Annotated in this window: 17 protein-coding genes, 2 tRNA genes and 1 pseudogene; 10 read left to right on the top strand and 10 right to left on the bottom strand. The window is 53.0% G+C overall.

Going from position 1 to position 22,576, the window contains the following annotated elements; genetic code table 11:
• Nucleotides 1-142 precede the first annotated feature (142 nt).
• From EP25_RS0119340 to EP25_RS0119325, 4 genes are all read right to left on the bottom strand, one after another.
• Nucleotides 143-230: transfer RNA gene (locus tag EP25_RS0119340), tRNA-Ser, on the bottom strand.
• Nucleotides 231-422: 192 nt separating this feature from the next.
• Nucleotides 423-2,315 carry an ATP-binding cassette domain-containing protein gene (locus EP25_RS0119335; protein ID WP_031435375.1) on the bottom strand — a complete coding sequence of 631 codons (1,893 nt, stop codon included), beginning with the start codon at nt 2,313-2,315 and terminating at the stop codon, nt 423-425.
• Entirely contained in the window at nt 2,306-3,532 is a 1,227-nt protein-coding gene (locus tag EP25_RS0119330) for a competence/damage-inducible protein A (protein WP_031435374.1), read from the bottom strand. Before EP25_RS0119330 ends, EP25_RS0119335 begins: the two co-directional genes overlap by 10 nt.
• Complete coding sequence (locus tag EP25_RS0119325; RefSeq protein WP_031435373.1) at nt 3,529-4,440, bottom strand: AEC family transporter; 912 nt, start codon at nt 4,438-4,440, stop codon at nt 3,529-3,531. The genes EP25_RS0119330 and EP25_RS0119325 overlap by 4 nt, the downstream gene beginning before the upstream one ends.
• A gap of 257 nt (nt 4,441-4,697) precedes the next feature.
• On the opposite strand from EP25_RS0119325, the gene pyrF reads away from it, so the two are divergent.
• Together pyrF and EP25_RS0119315 are read left to right on the top strand one after the other, a co-directional pair.
• Nucleotides 4,698-5,420 (top strand): orotidine-5'-phosphate decarboxylase, encoded by a 723-nt coding sequence (pyrF, locus tag EP25_RS0119320; protein WP_031435372.1) that lies wholly within the window; start codon nt 4,698-4,700, stop codon nt 5,418-5,420.
• A 131-nt stretch (nt 5,421-5,551) separates the two neighbouring features.
• Nucleotides 5,552-5,628: transfer RNA gene (locus tag EP25_RS0119315), tRNA-Arg, on the top strand.
• A 134-nt stretch (nt 5,629-5,762) separates the two neighbouring features.
• Here the strand turns inward: EP25_RS0119315 and EP25_RS22660 are convergent.
• Nucleotides 5,763-8,750: a S8 family serine peptidase gene (locus tag EP25_RS22660; protein WP_051906915.1), complete on the bottom strand. Its 2,988-nt coding sequence runs from the start codon at nt 8,748-8,750 to the stop codon at nt 5,763-5,765.
• A 331-nt stretch (nt 8,751-9,081) separates the two neighbouring features.
• On the opposite strand from EP25_RS22660, the pseudogene tnpA reads away from it, so the two are divergent.
• The 4 genes and pseudogenes from tnpA to EP25_RS0119285 all read left to right on the top strand — a co-directional run bounded on the left by tnpA (nt 9,082) and on the right by EP25_RS0119285 (nt 13,014).
• Nucleotides 9,082-9,513, top strand: a pseudogene (gene tnpA / locus EP25_RS0119305) (IS200/IS605 family transposase).
• Between the two features lie 394 nt (nt 9,514-9,907).
• Entirely contained in the window at nt 9,908-12,175 is a 2,268-nt protein-coding gene (locus tag EP25_RS0119295; RefSeq protein WP_036300793.1) for an esterase-like activity of phytase family protein, read from the top strand.
• Nucleotides 12,176-12,338: 163 nt separating this feature from the next.
• Nucleotides 12,339-12,479 carry a hypothetical protein gene (locus EP25_RS23525; RefSeq protein ID WP_160172754.1) on the top strand — a complete coding sequence of 47 codons (141 nt, stop codon included), beginning with the start codon at nt 12,339-12,341 and terminating at the stop codon, nt 12,477-12,479.
• Nucleotides 12,480-12,585: 106 nt separating this feature from the next.
• Complete coding sequence (locus tag EP25_RS0119285; protein WP_031435369.1) at nt 12,586-13,014, top strand: efflux RND transporter permease subunit; 429 nt, start codon at nt 12,586-12,588, stop codon at nt 13,012-13,014.
• 41 nt (nt 13,015-13,055) lie between these two features.
• On the opposite strand, the gene EP25_RS0119280 is transcribed toward EP25_RS0119285, so the two are convergent.
• The 3 genes from EP25_RS0119280 to EP25_RS0119270 form a co-directional block, all read right to left on the bottom strand.
• Nucleotides 13,056-13,394, bottom strand: a complete 339-nt coding sequence (locus EP25_RS0119280) for a type II toxin-antitoxin system PemK/MazF family toxin (RefSeq protein ID WP_031435368.1) — start codon at nt 13,392-13,394, stop codon at nt 13,056-13,058.
• A complete protein-coding gene (locus EP25_RS23965) occupies nt 13,394-13,579 on the bottom strand; it encodes a hypothetical protein (protein WP_235185955.1) in 186 nt (61 codons plus the stop codon). Before EP25_RS23965 ends, EP25_RS0119280 begins: the two co-directional genes overlap by 1 nt.
• Nucleotides 13,580-13,935: 356 nt before the next feature.
• Nucleotides 13,936-14,535, bottom strand: a complete 600-nt coding sequence (locus tag EP25_RS0119270) for a Uma2 family endonuclease (protein WP_031435367.1) — start codon at nt 14,533-14,535, stop codon at nt 13,936-13,938.
• Nucleotides 14,536-15,354: 819 nt separating this feature from the next.
• On the opposite strand from EP25_RS0119270, the gene EP25_RS0119255 reads away from it, so the two are divergent.
• Nucleotides 15,355-15,873: an REP-associated tyrosine transposase gene (locus tag EP25_RS0119255; protein WP_051906914.1), complete on the top strand. Its 519-nt coding sequence runs from the start codon at nt 15,355-15,357 to the stop codon at nt 15,871-15,873.
• A gap of 306 nt (nt 15,874-16,179) precedes the next feature.
• Here the strand turns inward: EP25_RS0119255 and EP25_RS0119250 are convergent, their stop codons facing one another.
• Complete coding sequence (locus tag EP25_RS0119250; protein ID WP_031435365.1) at nt 16,180-17,979, bottom strand: ABC transporter transmembrane domain-containing protein; 1,800 nt, start codon at nt 17,977-17,979, stop codon at nt 16,180-16,182.
• Nucleotides 17,980-18,208: 229 nt separating this feature from the next.
• Here EP25_RS0119250 and EP25_RS24315 point away from each other — a divergent pair, with 229 nt between their 5' ends.
• From EP25_RS24315 to EP25_RS0119235, 3 genes are read left to right on the top strand one after another with little or no spacing between them, the layout of a single operon-like run.
• A complete protein-coding gene (locus EP25_RS24315; RefSeq protein ID WP_031435364.1) occupies nt 18,209-18,853 on the top strand; it encodes a LexA family protein in 645 nt (214 codons plus the stop codon).
• 12 nt (nt 18,854-18,865) lie between these two features.
• Nucleotides 18,866-20,161, top strand: a complete 1,296-nt coding sequence (locus EP25_RS0119240) for a Y-family DNA polymerase (RefSeq protein ID WP_031435363.1) — start codon at nt 18,866-18,868, stop codon at nt 20,159-20,161.
• Nucleotides 20,162-20,206: 45 nt separating this feature from the next.
• Nucleotides 20,207-20,788 (top strand): NUDIX hydrolase, encoded by a 582-nt coding sequence (locus tag EP25_RS0119235; protein ID WP_031435362.1) that lies wholly within the window; start codon nt 20,207-20,209, stop codon nt 20,786-20,788.
• Between the two features lie 166 nt (nt 20,789-20,954).
• Here the strand turns inward: EP25_RS0119235 and ggt are convergent, their stop codons facing one another.
• The gene (gene ggt, locus EP25_RS0119230) at nt 20,955-22,508 is read right to left on the bottom strand and encodes a gamma-glutamyltransferase (protein WP_031435361.1); all 1,554 of its coding nucleotides are present in this window, start codon (nt 22,506-22,508) and stop codon (nt 20,955-20,957) included.
• Nucleotides 22,509-22,576: the final 68 nt, after the last annotated feature.

Here is a 22,576-nt window from a genome sequence, read left to right as displayed (position 1 = left end):
TGTCCGCCGATGTGAACGCTAAAAATTAGTGTCGATGTCGCCGCAAAATATGCGCAGGCAAACGAATAATTTATGTAAGTCCTTACACCTAAATAGGACTATCGAAGATTGGCTAGGCTTGGGACTATCGTTGACGAGTTAATGGCGGAGAGAGAGGGATTCGAACCCTCGATACGTTGCCGTATACACACTTTCCAGGCGTGCGCCTTCGACCACTCGGCCATCTCTCCAAATTGAACTTTCAGCGAGTGCTGAAAAGCCGCTTAGAATACTGTATTTCCCTTCTCTTTGCAAGCACGGCAATCCGATTCCGAACCATTTTTGTCTCGCATCGCATGGATGAGGCCACTCACCAATCAAGATACCTCCTGAAGTCTGCATACCGGCAATCCGTGCCGGCTTGGCGAGCACCAAGAGCCGGATTATCCCTGTAGCGCGTCCAGTTCCTCCCAGCGCTGATAGGCTTGTTCCAGTTCCTGGTCGATCTGCTCCAGTTCCGCCAGTTTGGCGTTGATTTCGTCCTGGTCTTGCTTATAGAAATCCGCTTGGTTGATCAATTCGTTCAGTTCGTTTTGCCGGGTTTCCAGCCGGTCTATCAGGTTCGGCAGTTGCTCCAGTTCCTTTTGTTGCTTGAAGCCCAGTTTCTTCGGCTGAGTGCTTTTCGGTTTCGGTTTTTCCTTTTTGACGGTTTCGCTGCGTTGCTGCTCGGCCTGCTCTTTTTTGCGTTGCTGGTCGATGCGATGCCAGTCGGCATAGCCGCCGATGTATTCGTTGACGACGCCATCGCCTTCGAACACGAAGACACTGGTGACGACGTTATCGAGGAAGGTCCGATCGTGGCTGACCAGCAGCAAGGTGCCTTGGTAGTTGACCAGTTTTTCTTCCAGGATTTCCAAGGTTTCCAGGTCGAGGTCGTTGGTCGGTTCGTCCATGATGATCAGGTTGGCCGGCTTGGTGAACAGGCGCGCCAGCAGCAGCCGGTTTTTTTCGCCGCCGGACAGGCTTTTGACGGGGGAACGGGCCCGAGCCGGGGCGAACAGGAAGTCGCTCAGATAGGACATGACATGGCGCTTGGCGCCGTCGATCTCGATGAAATCGCTGCCGTTGCCGACCGTGTCGGCGACGCTGACTTCGGGGTCGAGTTGTTCGCGCAACTGATCGAAGTAAGCGACTTGCAGCTTGGTGCCCTGCACGACCGTGCCGGAAGTCGGCTCCAGTTGTTGCAGCAGCAGTTTCAACAAGGTTGACTTGCCGGCGCCGTTCGGCCCCAGCAAACCGATCTTGTCACCGCGCTCGATCAGTGTGGAAAAGTGCGTGATGATGACCTTGTCCTGATACTGAAAACTGACATCGGTCGCCTCGATAACTTTCTTGCCGGAAGCTTCGCCTTTGCTCAACGACAGCCGCGCCGCGCCTTGGGTATTACGGCGCTCGGCCCGTTCCGCACGCAATTTCTTCAGAGCCCTGACCCTGCCTTCGTTGCGGGTGCGGCGCGCCTTGATGCCTTGCCTGATCCAGGCTTCTTCCTTGGCCAGCTTCTTGTCGAATTCGGCATTCTGGTTGGCTTCCTCCTCCAACGCGGCGGCCTTTCGTCGCAGATAGTCGTCGTAATTGCCGGGCCAGGAAACCAATTGTCCGCGATCCAGATCGACGATGCGGGTGGACAGCCGTTGTAAAAAGGAGCGGTCGTGAGTCACGAACAATACCGCGCCCTGGAAGGCCAAAACCTGCTCTTCCAACCAGGCTATGCTCTCGAAATCCAGATGATTGGTCGGTTCGTCCAACAGCAGCACTTCCGGTTCGATGACCAGGGCGCGCGCCAGCGCCACCCGCCTTTTCCAGCCACCGGAGAGGCTGCTGATTTTAACATCGGCCGGCAAATCCAATTTACTCAGCGTCGCTTCTACCCGTTGCTGAAAATGCCAACCGTTGTCGGCCTCCAGTTTCTGCTGCATGTCGCCCAGCGCCTGCAAGGATTGTTCGCTGCCGTCCATCTTTGTCAGCATGTCATGATAGCGCACGATCAATTGCCCCAGCTCGCCCAAACCGCCGGCGACCGCATCATAGATGGTGTCTTCATCTTCTAACTCCGGCGACTGTTCTAGCCAGGCCATTTTCAGTTCCGGTTGACGCCAGATCTCGCCGGCGTCGGCATGCACCTTGCCGGCAATAATCTTCATCAAGGTCGATTTTCCCTCGCCGTTGCGGCCGAGCAAGCCAACCCGCTCGCCGGCATCGAGTTGGAAATTGGCATTGTCCAGCAAGGCGTGGGTGCCGTAGGCGATGGAAACATTGTTTAAGCGTATTAAAGGCATTTGTTTTGTAGATAACGTCTGAGTAAATCCAGGGCCAAGATGGCAGACTGGTTCTGTTTGCGATGCTGCGCCCCGCCGGTGCTAAGTTGGCTTCGATACAATCCGTCCGGCGTGAGGAGCACATTATACAGGTCTATCGATGAATCCTTATCGCGGAATTGTTCCGGAGCACCCCGGTAAAGCTGTACCAGCGCCAAGTCACAGCCTTCCCTTTGTTGTAGTTGCCGCGCACAGGTTGCGGCGATTTGCATGATGTCGCTGGAATCCGGCTCCACCTCCATATCGACGGCGATAGCTTTCAAGGAATTCCTGAATAACGCCGACCTCAGCCACGGTCTACCGACACATTTGGCGGCAACCATTCCCTGACTGGCGGTTTCCAGCACGCTCAAGCTAAGTTTTTTTCGCTGCATCAACTCGTCGATCACATCGACCAAACCGCCCTGCTCGCCTTCCAAGCCGTCGACGGCGAATACATAATCGCCGATGAACGCTTTAGCCTTTGTCACACATTGCGCCATCGTTTGCCGGTCGAAGCCGGCAGGAAACAACAGTTTGGTTTGCACTTCTTCGGGATTGGCGCGAAAACCGAGTTGTACCTGAGCGGGCAAATCCAATCCGGTCAGCTTTTGCTGGATGTCCGACTCGCCGACGCCGACTGTCTTTAAAGTCACCAAAGTATCGGGTTGCAGCGTGAAATTTTGTTGTAAGGTTGGCGCGATCGATTCGTTGAATAAATGTTTCATCTCGTACGGCACGCCGGGCAGGAAAAAGAAGCGGCAGCGCCTTTGTTGCAGGGAAAAACCGGGCGCGGTGCCCCAATGATTGTCGATGCGGACGGCCCCTTGCGGCAAAAAGGCTTGCTTGCGATTGGCCTCGACCATGTCCCGATCGCGCCGGACATAATATTGGCGTATTTGCGCCAAGGCTTCTTCATCGAACTGTAACGGGCGTTCGAAGGCTTCGGCCACGGCTTGGGAAGTCAGGTCGTCAACCGTAGGCCCCAGTCCGCCGGTGCAGATGCAGCAATTGGCGCGCTCGGCGATCTCGCTCAATAGTTGTTTGAGATCCTCGATATCGTCACCGACGGCGCTGTGCCGTTTGACGGCAAAGCCCATTTCCACCAGTTGCTGCGACAGCCAAGCGGCATTACTGTCGACGATATGCCCGCCAACCACCTCCTCGCCCTGAGAAAATATTTCCGCAATCGGTTTCATAACATTTGGTACCAAAAAGGAAGGGTCAATAAACTGAGCAACGTCGTCACCGTCACCGCCATCGCATACAGGGAACTATCGAGTCGGTAGCGGTCGCAGAAAACGATGCCCAACACCATGCTGGGCATGGCCAAATCCAGGATTGCCGCGGCGCGGTATTGATCGTCCATGGTCAGAAATTGCGCTAAATAGATCAGTAGCAAAGGCATCAACAACAGCCTGATGACGACGACCGGTACGATGTAGGGCGCATTGCGCCATCTGACCGAATCCCATCGCAATGCCAAACCCAACGAAAACAACATCAGCGGCACCACCGCCGCCGATAATTTCAACAACATGCCCAACAACCAATCCGGTGCGGGAACGTCATTGACATTCAACAGGACGGCCAGAATCGCGGCGCAAAAAGGCGGCGTGGTCAGAAACGACAGGATGAATTTCGGCTTATCGTCATCCTGCCCATAATGACGGGCGATCATGATGCCGATCGTGAACAACAACGGTCCTGCGGCAAAATAGTCCAGTTGAATGGCGACCGACCTGGCCCAGCGACCGAAAGTCTGCTCCAGCACAGGCAAACCCAGATAAGTCACGTTGGGGAACGAGGATGCCAGTAGCAAAGCCCCTTTCTGTGGATTGTTGAATTTGAACAGCGTGGTCACGGCCCAGGTAATCAACAAACCGAAGACGATCGCGCTGATGCCGAAAGCGCTGAATTCGATCGACTGCAGACCGATGTCCGCCGACCACAGCACTTCCAACACCATCGCCGGCAGGAAGAGATAATAAACGACGGTAGTCAGCACCTTGCGCGCATGATCGGCCGACAAGCCGCCGGGCGACAACAATCGCCAGCCGGCTCCGCAGGCCATGATCAATGCCATTTGTATTAGATTCGTACTCATGTAGCGATTCGTTGTGGTGATCGCGCATTTTACCATTCACGATCAAATCGAGTTACGGTAATATGGACGTGTCGCAAAAATCCCGTAGGATGTGCTGAGCGAATGCGATGCGCATCATCCGCGTCCGATGCGCTTCACTTTGTTCAGCACATCCTACAACTGCGCGCGTAGATCGTACAAAGCTTTAGCGTGTACGACAGCTCAGGCTTTAAAGCCTTGTGTCTACCTTTATCAAACTTCATCACAATCTATCGGACATGACAGACTCATTTATCTCGAATAAACCCATCCCCGTACGCGAACGTTTAATCATGGCGCTGGACGTGCCCAGCATCCCCGAAGCACAAGCATTGGTCGAAGAACTGGGCGATTCGGTCGTCTTCTACAAGGTCGGTATGGAATTATTCATGTCCGGCGATTATTTTGCTTTCATCGAGTGGTTGAAGCAACGCAATAAAAAAGTCTTCGTCGATTTAAAATTTTTCGATATTCCGGCGACGGTCGGCCGGGCGATTCGCGCGCTGAGCCTGAAAGGCGTCGATCTGGCCACGATCCACGGTAACGATTCCATCATGGAAGCCGCAGCCAAGGAAAAAGGCAATTTGAAAGTCTTAGCGGTCACCGCGTTGACCAGCCTGGACCGCGGCGACTTGGACGATCTGGGTTTTCAATGCGACATCAAGGAATTGGTGCTGTCACGCGCCAAACGCGCCTTGCAGATCGGCTGCGACGGCATCGTTTCTTCCGGCTTGGAAGTGGCGATGATCCGTAAAGAACTCGATAACCGCTTGTTGGTCATCACGCCGGGCGTCAGACCGGTGGACAACCGCGAGGACGACGACCAGAAACGCGTCGTCAGCGTCGAGCAGGCCTTCCAGAACGGCGCCGATTACATCGTCGTCGGCCGGCCGATCCGGGATGCCGCAAATCGCAAGGAAATGGCGGAAAAGATTCAGGCGCAGATTCTATCGGTATTTTAAGGCCCTTTTTTTAATCGCCCTGCCTTGAATATTTACCCTCCAGAGATTATCATTGTCGGCCTTTCGGCTGGAGGGTAAATGCCCAAGCACATTTCCCGAAAATCCAGTATAATTGTCCTTCATTTCTTTTAGCGCCCGTAGCTCAGCTGGATAGAGCGCAGCCCTCCGGAGGCTGAGGCCAGAGGTTCGAATCCTCTCGGGCGCGCCATTATGACATCTTCCTTGTTACTCGATTTTGATTCGGCGACCATCCAATTTGACGCCGAATTTTAATCTACGAAGGATACGCCATCTTGCATACTGATGGAATTAATTCGCTGTCGAAATCAAGTTCCTTAGTACTCATTGGCAATCGGGATCCGCTCCGTCAATCAGTCCATCGCCGTCATTATCAATCCCGTCTCCACATTTATTTCGGCCTTTTTCCGCCGCAACTGTACCTGAATCGCCCCCACCTGAGCTTCCACTCGATCCATTCACGGGCTTATTTTTGTTACTCAGAGTCAATGCCGCGTTCGCAGAATTTTCAGATCCGCTATTATCCCTGACTGTTAGGGACACTGTATAGGCAACGCCGGTTGCAGGATAAGTGTGTGTCGGGTTTTGTTCTGTCGACGAACTCCCATCCCCAAAATCCCAACTCCATTGTTGAATAGCATCGCCCAGGTCCGGATCCGTACTCGCATCGGTAAAGGTACAAACCGTTTTTTTGCACAAATAATCGAACGAAGCCGTGGGCGCTGTATTTGCCGATGGAGCCGCCTCGGTGGTAAAGCTCCAAGTCGCCCCTGTAGTCGTCCCATTTTCATTGATTTCATCGACCCTCCAATAATAAGTGGTCGAATAGGCGAGGGTCCCAGGGACGAATGAGGTGCCAACCTGGTTTCCTTGGTACTCGCTGGCGTCTGGCGTGCTGTCGGTGCCAAAATATATATCATGAGAGGTAGTCAGGGATCCGGCAGACCATGTCACATTTGAATTAACCCCTATGCCGTTGCTTCCATTTGCCGGAGACGGGTTCGATGCCGGCCCAGGCGGGTCGGCCGGAGGAGGCGGCGCTATCCCATAGGCCTCCAACTGCACGTTGTCGATCTGCCAAAGATAGGCGTAATCCGATAAAGCCGAATTATCATAACGAAACCTTAGCTTGACGTCGGCGTGACCGGCGGCGGCCCCGGTAATATCCAGGCTGACTATAGTTGGAATTGCAAAGCCTTGAAACGACCACACGTTATTCCAGCTCGTTCCGCCATTGGTGCTGACATCGACATTGATCGATTCTAATAAATAAAAGCTAAAGTAGCTGTTGAAGCGCAAAGCCACTCCCGTCGCGGCAGAGAGATCCAACGAGTGGGTCACCAACGAGGTAGTGTATAAATTGTATGAACTGGCGTTCGCCATAGCGAATTGGCCGCTACCTCCAGTCAATTTATCCAACCATGGATCTCCCGGAACCGGTGCCGCGACCTCCCAGCTAACGCCGCCGGCGGTTTCCACCGACCAGCCGGCAGGTAGACCGCCGGAGAAATCTTCATCGATGAACAGAGACGATCCGTTAGGCGGAGCGGGTATAACACTGATGATAAGAGAATAATTCTGAGGACCATTTTGCAAGGTGCTTTTATGGCTGACTTCAAGTGTATACGTACCCGTCCCGGCGCTTGCGATCTCCACCTGCTCAACATTGTCCCGAAAATTGTCGCCGTTGGTCGCAGCCGCGGCGGGGTTAGCGGGATCCAACACCCAGGGTAGATAGGTTGAAGGTCCCCTTATGATTCGTAGATCCAAATCATTGACTAACATGAGATCGGAAGGATCCAATGCCGGCGCGGCCGGCGTGCCGGGAGGATCCGTCCAAACCAGCGTCGCGGTTATCAGAGAATCATCTTCGCTAACATCGATCTGAAAAGTGTCGGTAATCCCGTTAGCGAGACTTCCTTCAATGATCCTGTAATTGGGATTGCTTACGCCGTCCTCGGAAATCACTTTAGCAGCAGTTTTGGTGTTCAACAGGCCCCATCCAAAGGCGTAATCCGGGCCATCGGCGTCCCCCGCCTCATCGGCCGTATGAATGGCCAGCGCCTTGAGTGTCGCGCTGCGCATGAAGTTGCCGGCACCGTGAATATCTTCATAATGCTCCTGGAGCAAGAGCAACGATCCCGTGACGTTGGGGGCGGCCATCGAAGTGCCGATCGCGGCGGCATAAGTATTTGAGGGATATGTCGAAAGCAACAACCAACCGTTCCCGACTACATCGGGCTTGATGCGACCGTCGTCGGTAGGGCCCCAACTGCTAAAAGGAAGCATGGAAACCTGCGAGGCCCCGGCTAAAGGCAGATAGCCGTCGACAAGGTCGTCAACCGCACCCACCGTTAAAATGTTTTTCGCGACGCTGTGGGTAGGCAAGCAATCATAGCCGGCCGGAGCGCAATCCGGCTCTCTTTGCTCAGTAGAAGTACCAAGAGTATTGCCGTCCTGATCGATCACCGTATATTCCTCGCCGGCTGCAGGCCCCGTATCCCAACGGTCGTTACCGGCAGCCTTCACGATCAAATAGTAAGGCGCATCAAATGCAATCTGGTCCCATAATTGAGCTTGGCTATCGTAATAGCCGAAATTAGGATCCTCGGTGCCCGTGCCGCCGATCCACCACCATTCGTCCGGGGCAGCGCCGCCTAAATATATCCAGCCTGCGGCAATGCCATAAGAATGGTTGGAAAGCAATAATCCGCCGGCAGCCGCACCCGCCATTTCCGAACTGTCGAAATTCCAATCCCAAGCATCGAGTTGAGCGGCGTAAGCCATTCCTTTAACTCTTGGATCCAATACTTCGCCAGAAGCAATCAAAGTCCCGGCAACGTGGGTCGAATGATCGCTGATTGTCGTGGCGCCATCTTTCTGCGTGACGCGCGGGTAAAGATCCCAGTGATCCGCTTGAACAGCACCGGCATCCCATTCGCCCACGGTCATGCCCGTACCTTCGAGATTGAGACCGGCAGAGCCCCCCGGCCACACCTCGTCGGTTGAAACGGTATCCGCGGCGTCAATATTGTTCGTGATGTAAAAAGCGGGACCGGTTGCAGGCGATATCCGCTGGAATTCCAACACCTTGCCGTTGGGTAATTCTTGTCTGACGGGTATGCCCATGAGTTTTGCCGCTTCCCTTACTTTTTGATAATCAATGTCGCTTCGTTCCTTAAGTTGTTTGGCTAACGCCTGTAATTTGGTTTTATTGGTGGCTGAGACAACAGCGTTACGCGCCGCAGTTTGGAAACTTACGCTAAAAAACGCGATTATGAGCGTCAAACCTAGACCTACTTTGAACTTCATCGCACCGTCCCCTTTTTATTGTCCGAGGGCTTTTCCCATCTCTTGAACTCAATGAAAAAAACATATTTGTGAAATTATGGTATTGATTGTCAAACCATAATCTTCTCATCGGGATAGGTCTATTGTACTTTTGTACAGTTCTGGCATTTAGTTTGTCTATTGAGTCACGTTATTCATTTGCGAGTGAAAAAAGGCCTGTTTAACAATTCGGTTCATCCGCACGATTTACCTGATCCCATTGCAGAAAGCAGTTGATTATCCATCATAAGGTTTAAACCACCGGCTTTAGCCGGTCAGCTTTAGCTGCGATAATTTGCCCAAGGAGGTGGCGATGGACTATAGATACGGCAGCCATACGGTTTACCAAATTGAGTATCATTTTGTTTGGGTTACGAAGTATCGTTATAAAGTGCTGAAGGATGAAATAGCCGAACGAGTGAGAGACTTGGTGCGGCAGACATGCGAAGCCTTTGAGATACGGATTATCAAAGGTGTCGTGAGCAAAGATCATGTGCACATTTTGGTGAGTGCGCCGCCGACTATGGCCCCAAGCGAAATCATGAGGCGAATCAAGGGACGAACTTCGAGCTATCTGTTCGAAGAGTTCCCGCACTTGAAAAAGCGATATTGGGGTCGACATTTTTGAGCCCGCGGTTATTTTTGCGCCACAGTGGGGCAAATGACTGATGAGATGATAAAGCAATATTTGGAGCATCACTTTGAACCTAATCCAAACGATAATTTCAAGATGGAGCCCGACTAAGACGCGTCGTTTAGTCGACGCGTATCCGGACTTTCAGTCCGTTATTGGAACCCACCCGCTTGAGCGGGTGGTTGTTTAGTTCAAGGTATTTTAAAAACAGCCTTTCGATTCCAAGTCTTATAAAGTCGATGATTGATTGAGTTCAATGTTGGCCCTCCCCTTTGTAATACAGAAATACCGATTCGATTGAGAATTTCCGCACAACATAGCCTCGGATAATCATCCACTTCGCATCGCAATAGCGATTGACCTCGAGTCGCACCACCTTTCTTTGCCCTTGCGGTATCTGTTCATGACAGTCATTAAACTGTCATGTTGCTTAAGTAAGATGCCTGTTTTTATCGGACAACATGTTTTATTCCCATTCCCTTAGTTACCAAAGAAGGTGGTTTTAATGAAAATTTGCGCTCCGCCCTATCTATCAGTCATTTCAGGACTGATATTGAGCACCTCGATCACACTGGCGCCACAAACTAGCCATGCCGGAAAAGACGATAAAGTTTTCAATCGTATCGCAACGTTTCCCGTCTATTTGAATACCGACATCAACGAAGAAACCGTTGCGGAAATCGTCGATGTCAGTGAAGACGGAAAAACATTGGTTTACACCGATAGCGAAACAGGCAAGCTCGGTTTCGTGGACATCAAGCAAGCCAATAAGCCGAAAGCGCTCGGCGCGATTGACGTCGGTGGCGAACCAACCTCTGTTGCCGTAGCGGGAGACTATGCATTGGTTGCGGTGAATTCTTCAGAAAGTTTCACCAACCCCAGCGGTCACCTGCATGTGGTCGATATCAAGACCCAAATTATCGTCGCAACGCACGATCTGGGCGGTCAACCGGATTCAGTCGCGGTTAGCCCCGATGGTCGGTACGCGGCCGTAGTTATCGAGAACGAACGGGATGAAGACCTGGGAGATGGCGCCCCACCGCAATCGCCTTCAGGGTTTCTGCAAATCGTCGATCTGGTCGGTGCTCCCGATAACTGGAATTTACGCTATGTAAATCTTGATAGCCTGGCCGATTTGTTTCCTTTCGATGCGGAACCGGAATATGTCGACATCAACGGCAAAAACATCGCCGTGGTCACGATGCAAGAAAACAATTATATCGTCATGGTTGACCTGGCTACGGGTTACGTCATCAATTCTTTTCCCGCCGGTACAGTCGACTTGACCGATATCGATATAATTGAAGAGGATCCGGCACTGATCAGCCTGACTGGTTCTTTGTATGATGTTCCCCGGGAACCGGACGGCATTACCTGGATTAGCGACGACAAGTTCGCCACTGCGGACGAGGGCGATCTTTATGGCGGCAGTCGCGGCATGACAATTTTTAATACCGCTGGCGATGTATTGTACAGCTCGGCTAACATGCTGGAACATCAAGTCGTCCGTACCGGCCACTATCCGGACAATCGCTCCGAAAACAAAGGCAACGAACCGGAAAATGTCGAATTTGGCGATTTCGGCAACGAGCGTTTTCTGTTTGTGGCCTCCGAACGCTCCAGCGTGGTTTTCGTTTATAAGGTCAAAGGCAAAAACGAGGAAGTCGAGCTGGTGCAAACCTTACCGGCCGGTGTCGGCCCTGAAGGAATCAAAGCGATTCCAAAACGCGGATTATTGATCTCGGCCAGCGAAAATGACGCTCGTGGCGACAAATTCCGCGGCACGTTGACTATCTATAAACTGCAAAACGGCGAAGCCGACTATCCTAGCATCATCTCGGCTAACCGCTACGACGGCACGCCGATTCCATGGGCGGCATTATCGGGCTTCGCTATCGATCCGAATAATGACGACGTTATATACACCATCCATGACAGTTTTTTCCAACAAAGCCGTATTTATGCCATGGACGTGAGCCGGCATCCGGCCGTTATCACCGATGAAATCGTGCTGACCGACAACGGTTCGACTGTAGATCTGGACCCCGAAGGTATTGCCGTCAGCGCCAGCGGTGACGGCAGTTTTTGGATTGCCTCCGAAGGGGCCGGATCCGTCGATGATCCCGATCGCGAAGTCACGAGCAACAACGTTGTGGTGCATGCGCATGCCAATGGCGACATTATCGAAACGATCAAGTTGCCTGCCGCCGTCAATGCCAAGCAACGCCGCTTTGGTTTCGAAGGCGTGGCTGCCGTCATGGAAAGCGGACACGAGATCCTTTACGTGGCATTTCAACGCGCATGGGTAGGCGATCCGGAGCCCAACAACACGACGGACGGCGGTAAAGTGCGTATCGGGCGCTATGACACTGTGACTGGCGATTGGGGTTTTGCTTATTACCCGCTCGACGTTCGACAATCCCCAAACAAAGGTTGGGTCGGCTTGTCCGAAATCACCGCCTTGGGTAATGGCGAGTTTGCGGTTGTCGAACGCGATAACCAGGCCAATAGCGATGCCCGCATCAAGAAAGTCTATAAGTTCTCTCTGGCCGGCGTAATATTCAAAGCCGAAGGAGAGGTATTCGAGACGCTCGGCAAAACGCTGGTACGAGACTTACTGCCGGACCTGGAAGCGACTAACGGCATGGTGTTGGAGAAAATTGAAAGTCTCGCGGTAACCCGCGATGGCGACATGCTGTTCGCTAACGACAATGATGGCGTGGACGATTCAAATGGCGAAACCCAGTTGATACGGATCAAAAACGCCTTCTGATCCATTCAAACCTGACGGTATTCGGATCAAACATAAAGGCCGGCTTCCAGCCGGCCTTTTTTATTGCCCCTACCCTTACAAACAAGCCAGTTATTGCTGGTCGCATAGCCTACCAATCTGTTCCCCTAATATTCAAACACCGCCAATAACGAACACAGCCTTATTGGATCTCGAACTGCAAGCTGGCGAGCCGGGCGTAAAGGCAGCCTCTAATAATTCAAAATTTGGCTATTTTGATGTGTGTAAGTTATTGAAAATGTTGGATGGAAAAATGCGCATCACGTTATTTTTACAGGCTGCCTAAATCTTCCGGCGAGCCGGTTTCGACGATACGTCCCTGGTTGAGGAAGTAGCGTGGTAATACGTAGGGCCGATTTCAGTTTACCATCGATGACTCTGGATGCCCGTTCTTGTGCCTTTGGGTACCCCGGCGGGCATTTCCTTTCGGTCTCATCGGCGCGGTATGGGGCCATGCATTGCTAGGAGTATCTCTGACGTTAGAGTCTTACATCGCGCTGTTCGCCGTGGCCGGCGTCGTCGTCAACGACAGCTTGGTATTGGTCGCCTTTATCAACGAAGAACTGCCTCGTCATCCCGACATTCAGCAAGTATTGCGGCAAGCTGGGCAAAAGCGCTTTCGACCGATTGTACTGACAACGTTGACCACATTCTTCGGTTTGATACCGCTTCTGACCGAACAAGGCCCCGACGCCGAAACTATCATGCCGATGGCGGTCTCTCTCGCCTTTGGCGTATTGTTTTCGACTCTAATCACTTTACTGCTAGTTCCAGTCAGCTATCGGATTTTAGAGGATATCAAAAAGTGTATAGCTAAATGATCAGGGACGCTCCAGCGCATAGCGCCAACCGTTGTTAAGTTTCATATTGATAGAACTAACTTTAAGCCTTCGTTTAAAGACACTAGCTTTTTGGATGACAGTTTGCCCGCTCTATCAACTAAAAAAGATTTATCGAGTGTTAGCAATTGAGAGACATTAATTACCGATTCCTTAGACAATCCCGATTCTTTCCTTGAAATCGCAAAGTTACCCGGTGCGTCAACTAACCGAATATTTAAGGTCACTACCGCCACTATGACTGTGTTGATCTTGCTGATGTTGAAATCATTAGAAGAAATGATAACAACCGGCCGCTTATAACCGGGCACCGACCCTCTTGGCTTACCTAGGGAAGCCCACCATATTTCCCCTCTTTTCATCACCATTCTTCTTTCGAAATAGAGCGCATTTGCATGGTATCGAGCGCCTCATCCAATGAGGCGGTTTCTTCGCCATAAATCTCGTTCAGTGCTTTCGTAACATTCTCATTTTTATGGGAATCCATATATTCGGCGATGGCTTTAGAATAAAGCTCGCTTCTAGAGATCCCCAAACGGTGGGCCAAACCTTCAGCGGCTTGGAATATCGAGTCTGGTATTTAGATGGCGGTTTTCATAACAATAAGTGTGACCAGCGTTATACCAAAGTCAAGCGTGGGTAGTTGGAATAAATGGAAGTCGGAGTAAAATTTAATTTCCGAACCACAGAGCGGTTCAGTCTTCATTCCCACACAGAGTGCGAGAACGATAGCGCAGATCCTGGAAGTTATTTACATACAAATCTTTAGAAAGTAAAATAAGGGAATAACGCATAACGATAAATCCAATCCCCAGGCGGCACACCTATTTCTTTCATAGAAAATATACAATCGGAGAGTCATTTCACGGGTATTATCGAAATTAACTTACACGACCTTAAACGTCAATCGTTAGACGGTCTTTTTTCTTGTTTAAATTCCCGCATATCGCCGTTGTCGACACGGTCGTAGATTTCCTCAACCGTAAGAGTTACACCAATGGACTCAAAGGTCACCGAGTCGCCGAGAAAATAATATTCCGATAACCAATGTTTGTTTTTTCTAAGCACCTGAACTGAGACAAAGTCCGATTCAATCATCACATATTCCTTTAAAGAAGGGAGATTGCTATAACGCAGCAGTTTGATGGTGGTATCGGTTTTTCGAGTTGATCTCGATAACACTTCCACAATGATCACCGGCGTTGTCGAGAAATAATCATCGCCACTCATAATGCCGCAATCCACTAACACATCCGGGTAAACGTAATCGTTGCCTAAACGCACTTTCATATCCGCCATGAACGTCGCGCAAGGAGTCCCTTTAAGCTCGTTTCGAAAATTACTAAGAATATTCACAGCGATACAATTGTGGTTATATCCTGCACCGGCCATCGCATAAACCCGGCCATCGATGTATTCGCGTTTGACCTCGGAAGCTTCCTCGCTTTTCAGGTATTCTTCTTCACTTAGATAAACGTTACCACTGTCTTTTGTTAACGCCATAAGCAATGCTCCTAATGGTCGTGATGCTGACGTTATTATGGCATGACCTTTGCCGAATCCAATAACCACTTACGCCCCCTTTGGCAGACCTTGGGACAGTGAAGAATCAGTCGGGATAAAACAATTAAACCGTAGATCACGTTGCCCATTCTTTTCCGCCATTGCCACCACTCAACCTTGCCAAACCAACCCATCGCAAGGGTACGGGTTACGTGACAATCCGATGCGCCAATTGATTTGTCAGGGAACGCTGTCGCGCACCCTGACCTACCAGTTTCCCGGCCATTGCTGGCATTTGCCGTAGGTCACGTTGCCCGGTCCCTTGCGCCATTGCCGTTCAACCTTGCCAAACCAACCCATCGCAAGGGTGCGGGTTACGTGACAATCCGATGCGCCAATTGATTTGTCAGGGAACGCTGCCACGCACCCTGACCTACCAGTTTCCCGGCCATTGCTGGCATTTGCCGTAGGTCACGTTGCCCGGTCCCTTGCGCCATTGCCGTTCAACCTTGCCAAACCAACCCATCGCAAGGGTGCGGGTTACGTGACAATCCGATGCGCCAATTGATTTGTCAGGGAACGCTGCCGCGCACCCTGACCTACCGATTTCCCGACCCTTGACGGCATTTGCCGTAGGTCACGTTGTCCGGTCCCTTGCGCCATTGCCGTTCAACCTTGCCAAACCAACCCATCGCAAGGGTGCGGGTTACGTGACAATCCGATGCGCCATCGAATTGTCTGGTCACGCCGTCGCGCACCCTGACCTACGAATTGGTCAAAGCATTCCGCGACGAGCAAATGTGTCTATAATCCATATTTATGACCGATATTCGACGCTACCCGCCTGACAATCAACCGGTGTTTATTACCGCTGTTTGTCATCGGCGAAATCCAGTACTGGCTAATGACGCAGACAAAGAATTATTACTGACCGTCATGCGCGAGGTCAAAGCGGAGATGGCGTTCCGGGTTTTGGCCTATGTCATACTCGATGATCATTTTCATTGGCTTATCAGGGTGGATGAAAAAGACGCGCTATCTCGAATCATTCAATCGGTGAAATTGCGTTTTTCTCATCGTTGGAAACAGGCAAGAAATATCAAAACGCCAACTACCTTATGGCAACGTCGGTTTTGGGACCATATCATCCGCAATGCCGAAGACCTGAATCGTCACATGGATTACATTCATTACAATCCGGTCAAACATAAAATTGTCACTGACCCGGCCGATTATCTGTGGTCATCTTTTCATATTCATCGGTCTAAAGGCCGTTATCCTGAAGGCTGGGGGAAATATTTTATGCCCGAGGACATCAAATCGATGATTTTGGAATAGATTTGTCAGGAAGCGCTGCCGCGCACCCTGACCTACCGATTTCCCGACCCTTGACGGCATTTGCCGTAGGTCACGTTGTCCGTTCCCTTGCGACATTGCCGTTCAACCTTGCCAAACCAACCCATCGCAAGGGTGCGGGTTATGTGACAATCCGATGCGCCAATTGATTTGTCAGGGAACGCTGTCGCGCAACCTGACCTACGAGCTAAGACGAAAGATCGCATTTAAGAGCCAATCCATCTGCTGGACATAACCCCCTTTAAAAGAAGCAATTTTCAGGATTGACGCCCTATACTGTGTGTTGCCTTATCGAATATCGAATTGCAAGCTGGCGAGCCGGGCGTAAAGGCCGCTTTGCTTGCGTAAATCTTCCGGCGAGCCGGTTTCGACGATGCGTCCCTGGTTCAGGACGATGATGCGGTCGACCTGCTTCACGGTGGCCAGGCGGTGGGCGATGATGAGCGTGGTGCGTCCCCGCATCGCGGCGTTCAATCCCTGCTGCACCAAGATTTCCGATTCCGCATCCAGCGCGCTGGTGGCTTCGTCGAGCAACAACAGCGGCGCATTTTTCAGGATCGCACGGGCGATGGCGAGGCGCTGACGCTGACCGCCCGATAACCGGGTGCCCCGTTCCCCCAGAAAGGTCCGATAGCCGTCCGGCAGACGCTCGACGAACTCTTCCACTTGGGCCGCTTTGGCGGCGGCCAAGACTTCCTCGTCGCTGGCGGAAGGCCGGCCGTAACGAATGTTCTCCAACGCATTGGCCGAGAAAATCACCGGCTCCTGCGCCACGATGGCTATATTGTCGCGCAATTCGCGCAAGGAAAGCCGGCGTATATCCTCGCCGTTGAAACATATGCGGCCATTGGTGACGTCATAAAAACGCAACAGCAGTTGGAACAAGGTCGTCTTGCCCGCGCCGGAAGGACCGACCAGCGCGACGCTTTCGCCGGGGCGGATTTGGACAGTGATGTCGTCCAGCGCCGCCGCCTGCATTTGCGCGGGATAGCGGAAAGTAACCTGCTCAAACCCAATCTCGGCCTTTCCGGATCGCGGCAGCGCCTGGGGATGGGGCGACTCGGCAATGGTCGGGGTTGCCCGCAGCAGTTCCAACAAGCGTCCGGCGGCACCCGCCGCACGCATGACATCGCCCCACACTTCCGCCATCGTGCCAACGCCGCCGGCAACCAATAACGCATAGAGAACGAACGACGCCAGTTGCCCGCCCGTCATCTGCCCCTCGTTGACCAGGTTGGCGCCGATCCACAGCACGAAAATTATGGTGCCCATCACCGCCGTGATGATCAACGCCGTCAGCATCGCCCGCACACGAGTACGCTTGATTGCCGTCAGGAAGCTGACTTCCGCGCGCCCGGCAAAGCGTTCGATTTCTCGTTGTTCCTGGGTATAGGCCTGCACCGTCGGCACCGCGTTGAGTATTTCGCCAGCCAAGGCCGAGGCGTCGGCAATCTTGTCCTGCGACTCCCGCGAGAGCTTTTTGACTCGACGACCGATGACGAGGATGGGCAATACCAGCAACGCCATCAGGCCTAGATTCAGGGAAAACAGATGAAAACTGGTCACCGCCAGCATGATCATGCCGCCGATAAACTGGAACAGGCTGCGCAGCCCCATCGAAATGGAACTGCCGATCACGGTCTGAATCAAGGTGGTATCGCCCGTCAGACGCGACAGCACCTCCCCGGTTTGCAAGGTCTCGAAAAATTGCGGGGACTGGGTCAATACCCGGCCATACACCGCGCTGCGCAAATCCGCCGTGACGCGTTCTCCGATCCAGCTCACATGGTAATAGCGCGCCGATACGGCCAACGCCCACAAGCAAGCCAAGCCGAACAAGGCGGCGAAATGTCCGTTCAGACTCAACGAACTCAATAAGCCACCACCGGCATTTTGCCGCTGGCCGAAGCCGAAATCGATCAGGTCGCGAAACGCCAGCGGCACCAGCAGGATCGTGGCCGACCCCAGGCAAAGCAATAGGAAAGCCGACACGATCCTGAGGCGATAAGGACGTATGAAAGGCCACAACGCATTAAAAGAGGAAATGCGGTGAGTGGAATCTGGTGAAGTCGGTTTAGAATTGGACATCCGCGCTATTCATTGAAGATGGAGGTTTTATTTTCACATTTTTTGCAGAGTCAAAACGAGCGAATATTCGAAGGAACGTATCAAGCCCAGCGCGGCTTCATTTTCTCGGGCTTGCCGAGTAATAGCGCCGCGTCACCATTTGGATTCCTGCTGCAAAATTTTACTTGTCCCTCGTCTTTAGAATACCGTACACTTTTCATTATTCCAATCGCTATCCCGGTATTTTCTTATGACTGACATTCCCTCTTCCAATCGCGGCGGCGCCCGTCCCGGTGCCGGCCGCAAGAAAGGCTCCAACGTTTACGGGGAAAGCACGCAGGCGATTCGGGTGCCGGAAAGCCTGCTTCCCGAAGTGAAGTCCCTGTTAGAGCGGCGTAAGCAACAAGCCGAGATAAAAGCTAAATTGCAGGCTTCCGCCAACCCTTCCTCATCGCCGGCCAGCGAAGCCTTGGCGAAGCTTTTGGTCCCCGCCCGCTCCCTCAGTTCGGTAAAAGCCCCCTTATACTCGGGTAAGGTCGCTGCCGGCTTTCCTTCGCCGGCCGACGACTATGTCGAGAAATCGCTGGACTTGAATGAGTTATTGATTCAGAAACCGGCGGCGACGTTTTTCGTCCGCGCCGAAGGCGAATCGATGCTGGGCGCCGGCATTCATCCTAACGATATTCTGGTGGTGGACCGTTCGCTGAAACCGACGGTCGGCAAAGTCGTGATTTGCGCCCTGAACGGGGAACTGACGGTTAAGCGTTTGAAACGCATCGGCCCGGACAGTCTGGTACTGGGGGCGGAGAACCCGGCCTATGCCGATATTGTCGTCAAAGAGGATATCGATATGGTGATTTGGGGCGTGGTGACCAATGTCATCCATGCCGTCTAGGCGATTTGCCTTATGCCCGAGAACAAACTCTTCGCCCTCGTCGATTGCAATAATTTCTATGTCAGTTGCGAACGCGTGTTTCGCCCGGATTTATGGCATAAACCGGTCGCGGTGCTGAGCAACAATGACGGCTGCATCGTCGCCCGCAGCGCCGAGGTCAAGGCCCTGGGCATCAAGATGGCGACGCCGGTTTATCAAGTGCGACACCTGATCGAGCGCCACCAGATCCAATTATTCTCTTCCAACTATGCGCTCTATGCGGATATGTCGCAACGGGTGATGCAGTGCCTGGAACAATTCACGCCCGACGTGGAAATCTACTCCATCGATGAATCGTTTCTGGACCTGTCCGGGCTGCGCTGGCGGAATCTGGATGCCTATGGCAGGCAGCTGAAACAAAGGGTGCAGCGCTTTACCGGCATTCCGGTCTGCGTCGGCATGGCCCCCACCAAGACGCTGGCCAAGCTCGCCAATTACGCCGCCAAGAAATGGCCGCGAACCGGCGGCGTGCTGGATTTATCCGATCCGCTTCGGCGGCAAAAACTGATGCGTTTGACCCCGGTTGAGGAAGTCTGGGGCGTCGGCCGGCAAACGGTCAAACGGCTCAACAATATGGGCATCAGAACGGTCGACGATTTGGCCCGGCAAGCGGCCGACCAGATTCAGGCGCAATTCAATATCGTCATGGCCCGCACGGTACTGGAACTGCAAGGCGTATCGTGTCTGTCGCTGGAAGAGATGGCGCCGAAACAGCAAATCGTCTGTTCGCGCAGTTTCAAGCGGCGTTTGGGCGAACTATCGGAACTGGCCGAAGCCTTGACCAGTTTCTGCGCGCGGGCCGCCGAAAAATTACGCCAGCAACACTCGGTAACCGGATCGGTCACCGTCTTCATCCGCACCAACCCCTTTAATCCCGAGGAACCGCAATACCAGCGTTCGGCCTACAAAGCCCTGGCGCAGGCGACGCAGGACACCCGCGTGATCGTCACGACCGCCAAGCAACTGCTGCACGGCATCTTCAAAGCGGGCTACCGTTATCAGAAATGCGGCGTCCTGCTGGGTCATATCCAACCCGCCCAGCCGCCCTTGCAACAGGATTTGTTTCGGTTCCTGGACACCGGCGGTTCGGAATCCGCCGCCATGAGCCGGCAATTAATGGCTACCGTCGACAACATCAACCGCCGTTTTCCCAAAGGCATTGCCGTCAGCGCCGGCAATATCGGCAATCACTGGCAAACGCCGGTCGAGTATTTATCGCCCCGCTATACGACCGACTGGCAAGGGTTGGCGCGCGTCTTGTGCCGCTGACAATAAACAGGCATTATGGCGACAGCATAATCCTGGAAAAAGGGAATGAATTCCTTACACGCCCTAGCGCTCGCCCTCTCTCTGTTTCTACTAAACGCTTGTTCGCTCCATGGCGAACGCCCCGCCCCGGTCGGCGCGGGCATTATTGCCGTCGCCTGTAAAAACGATTCCGCTTTCTACCTGCTAGCGCGCGAACGCGATGTTCATCGCATTGGCTGGGGACATCTGGGCGGCACGCATGAAGAAAATGAACCGCTGCTCGCCACCGCGTTACGGGAGTTTTACGAGGAATCCAACTGCAGTTTCAACCTCGATCGTCCGCGCTTATTGCGACTCACCGGCCCTTCACGAAGCGGCAATTTCTCGACTTACCATATGAAAGTCGAATACCTGCCGCTATCACGTATCACGCAGTCACCTGTTTGTCGGACCGTCGAACGGGACCAATGGGTCTGGGTCCGGCGGGCCGATCTGCTCTCCGCGCTACGAGCGGCTGCACGTCCGGCGACGGTTTTGGTGGCCGAGGGCGAACAGCGCTCTATTCGGCTGTGGGATGCCGCCGCTAATGCACTCCGCCAAGCGCTTATCGATAACGTCATTCCAGAACAGGACCCTTGCATTCCTTAGGCCTGGTCGCTAATGATTTCCCTCATGGCACCCATGTTCCTGCATAGAAACACCCTTGCGGCACGAGACGCAGAGTGCCCTCCAGATGCGTATACGCCCCGGAGTATGGGTACGATTTCGTTGGGCGTTTCGGGAATTTTTTTACCGAGGCCTAAACCGGCATGCGTTAGGAAACCTCCATGGCAACTCCGCCACGTCGCGGATCGCCGATGCCGAAAAAACCGTCCGCCGAACGGCTGACCGAATGCGTTCCGCCAAAGAATAAATTGAGACCGGGCCAGACCTGATAGTTCGGATGGTTTTTAAGGAGTTGCGCGATCGCGTCGTCGGCAAAACCGCCTTCCACGCTGAGCAATCCGCCTTCATGGTGCAACCTGGGACTGGTAACCGCCTGGTCCAGCGGCATTTTAAAATCGATCACGTTGAGCAAAACTTGCAGGATGGCCGTGCGCAGCCGGTTGGAGCCTCCCGACCCCAGCGCAATCTGGCGCTTATCCGGAAGCGTTACGATGCTAGGCGCCATCATCGAAGTCATCCGCTGATCGGTCGGCCAATGATGAAAACCTTTCGGGTTCAGGTCTTCTTCGCCCAGCATGTTATTGAGCATGATGCCCGTACCGGGAATAAACAACCCGCACCCCTCGCCATTACTGGTGGTCAGGCTGGCGATATTACCCCGCCCGTCGATCACGCTGATTTGCGTGGTGCCGCGGGAACACATCGCCGCGGTTTTGATTTGGCTGCGATAGGTTTCGAGGACTTCCGGGTCCAGAACATGTTCCGCCGGATGAGGCGAATTCTCGTTCAGGTAGGCGTCGATACGCGCCTTGTTGGTCATGTCCTGAACATTCGCCAACAAATCGAGATAGGGGGCCGAACCATAGCGATAACCAGACAGGTCGAACGATTGCAGCAATTGCAAGGCGAAGGCGATCAACGTGCCTCCCGAGCTAGGAGCGGGATTGGTCAAAACGTTTGCCTCGCGATAAGCGATGGACAACGGCGTTCGCTTGACCAGTCGATATTGTTCAAAATCTTTGCTGTCAAGATGGCCGCCCCGTTCGGCGCACAATCTCGTCACGGCGCCAGCAATCTCGCCCCGATAAAAAAACGCGTCCCCTTCCTTAGCCAACACCTCCAGGCAATCCGCCAACTCTGGCTGATACAACATTTCCCCTTGCTGCAGCAAACAACCTGGCCGGACTTTACTCGTGAAGATTTTCTGCGTCTCGGGATACTTGAGGTAGATGGTCTTGACGATATCGAAGATATAGGCCTGAAAAGCATTCATCGCCACGCCGGCGCGCGCGAGTTCGATCGCCGGTTGTGCCAGCACCGTCATCGGCAAGGAGCCTAATTCGCGGTGAACCTCGAACAGTCCCTTGACGGTGCCCGGTGTCGCGATCGAGCCCACGCCGATATGGAATTCCTGCTGTACGGTGCCGAAGTCGGCGGAAATCGGGAAAAAATCGGTTTCGGCGACGGCGCGCTTGAACTGCGGCGTTTGTACGAAAAAATCATACAACGTATTGTCGCCGGTAGCGGTCCGCGCCAGCAAAAAACCGCCTCCGGCCAATGAAGAGAGCACCGGCTCGACCACACAGGCGGCCAAATGCGCCGCGATTACCGCATCGAAGGCATTGCCTCCTTCCGCAAGAATGAATGCCGCCGCTTTCGCGGTTTGCTCATGCCCCGCCGCCGCCACGCCTTTGTTATGCATGTTATTTCTGACTCCGACACTTTATCGTCAAGAAAACAAGCATATCATGCTATCTTTCATTTTTAGCA

It is taken from the genome of Methylomarinum vadi (assembly GCF_000733935.1).
GTDB classification, from domain to species: Bacteria; Pseudomonadota; Gammaproteobacteria; order Methylococcales; family Methylomonadaceae; genus Methylomarinum; species Methylomarinum vadi.
The sequence above is the reverse complement of the archived record's forward strand: the minus strand, read 5'-3'. Positions and strand labels throughout refer to the sequence as shown.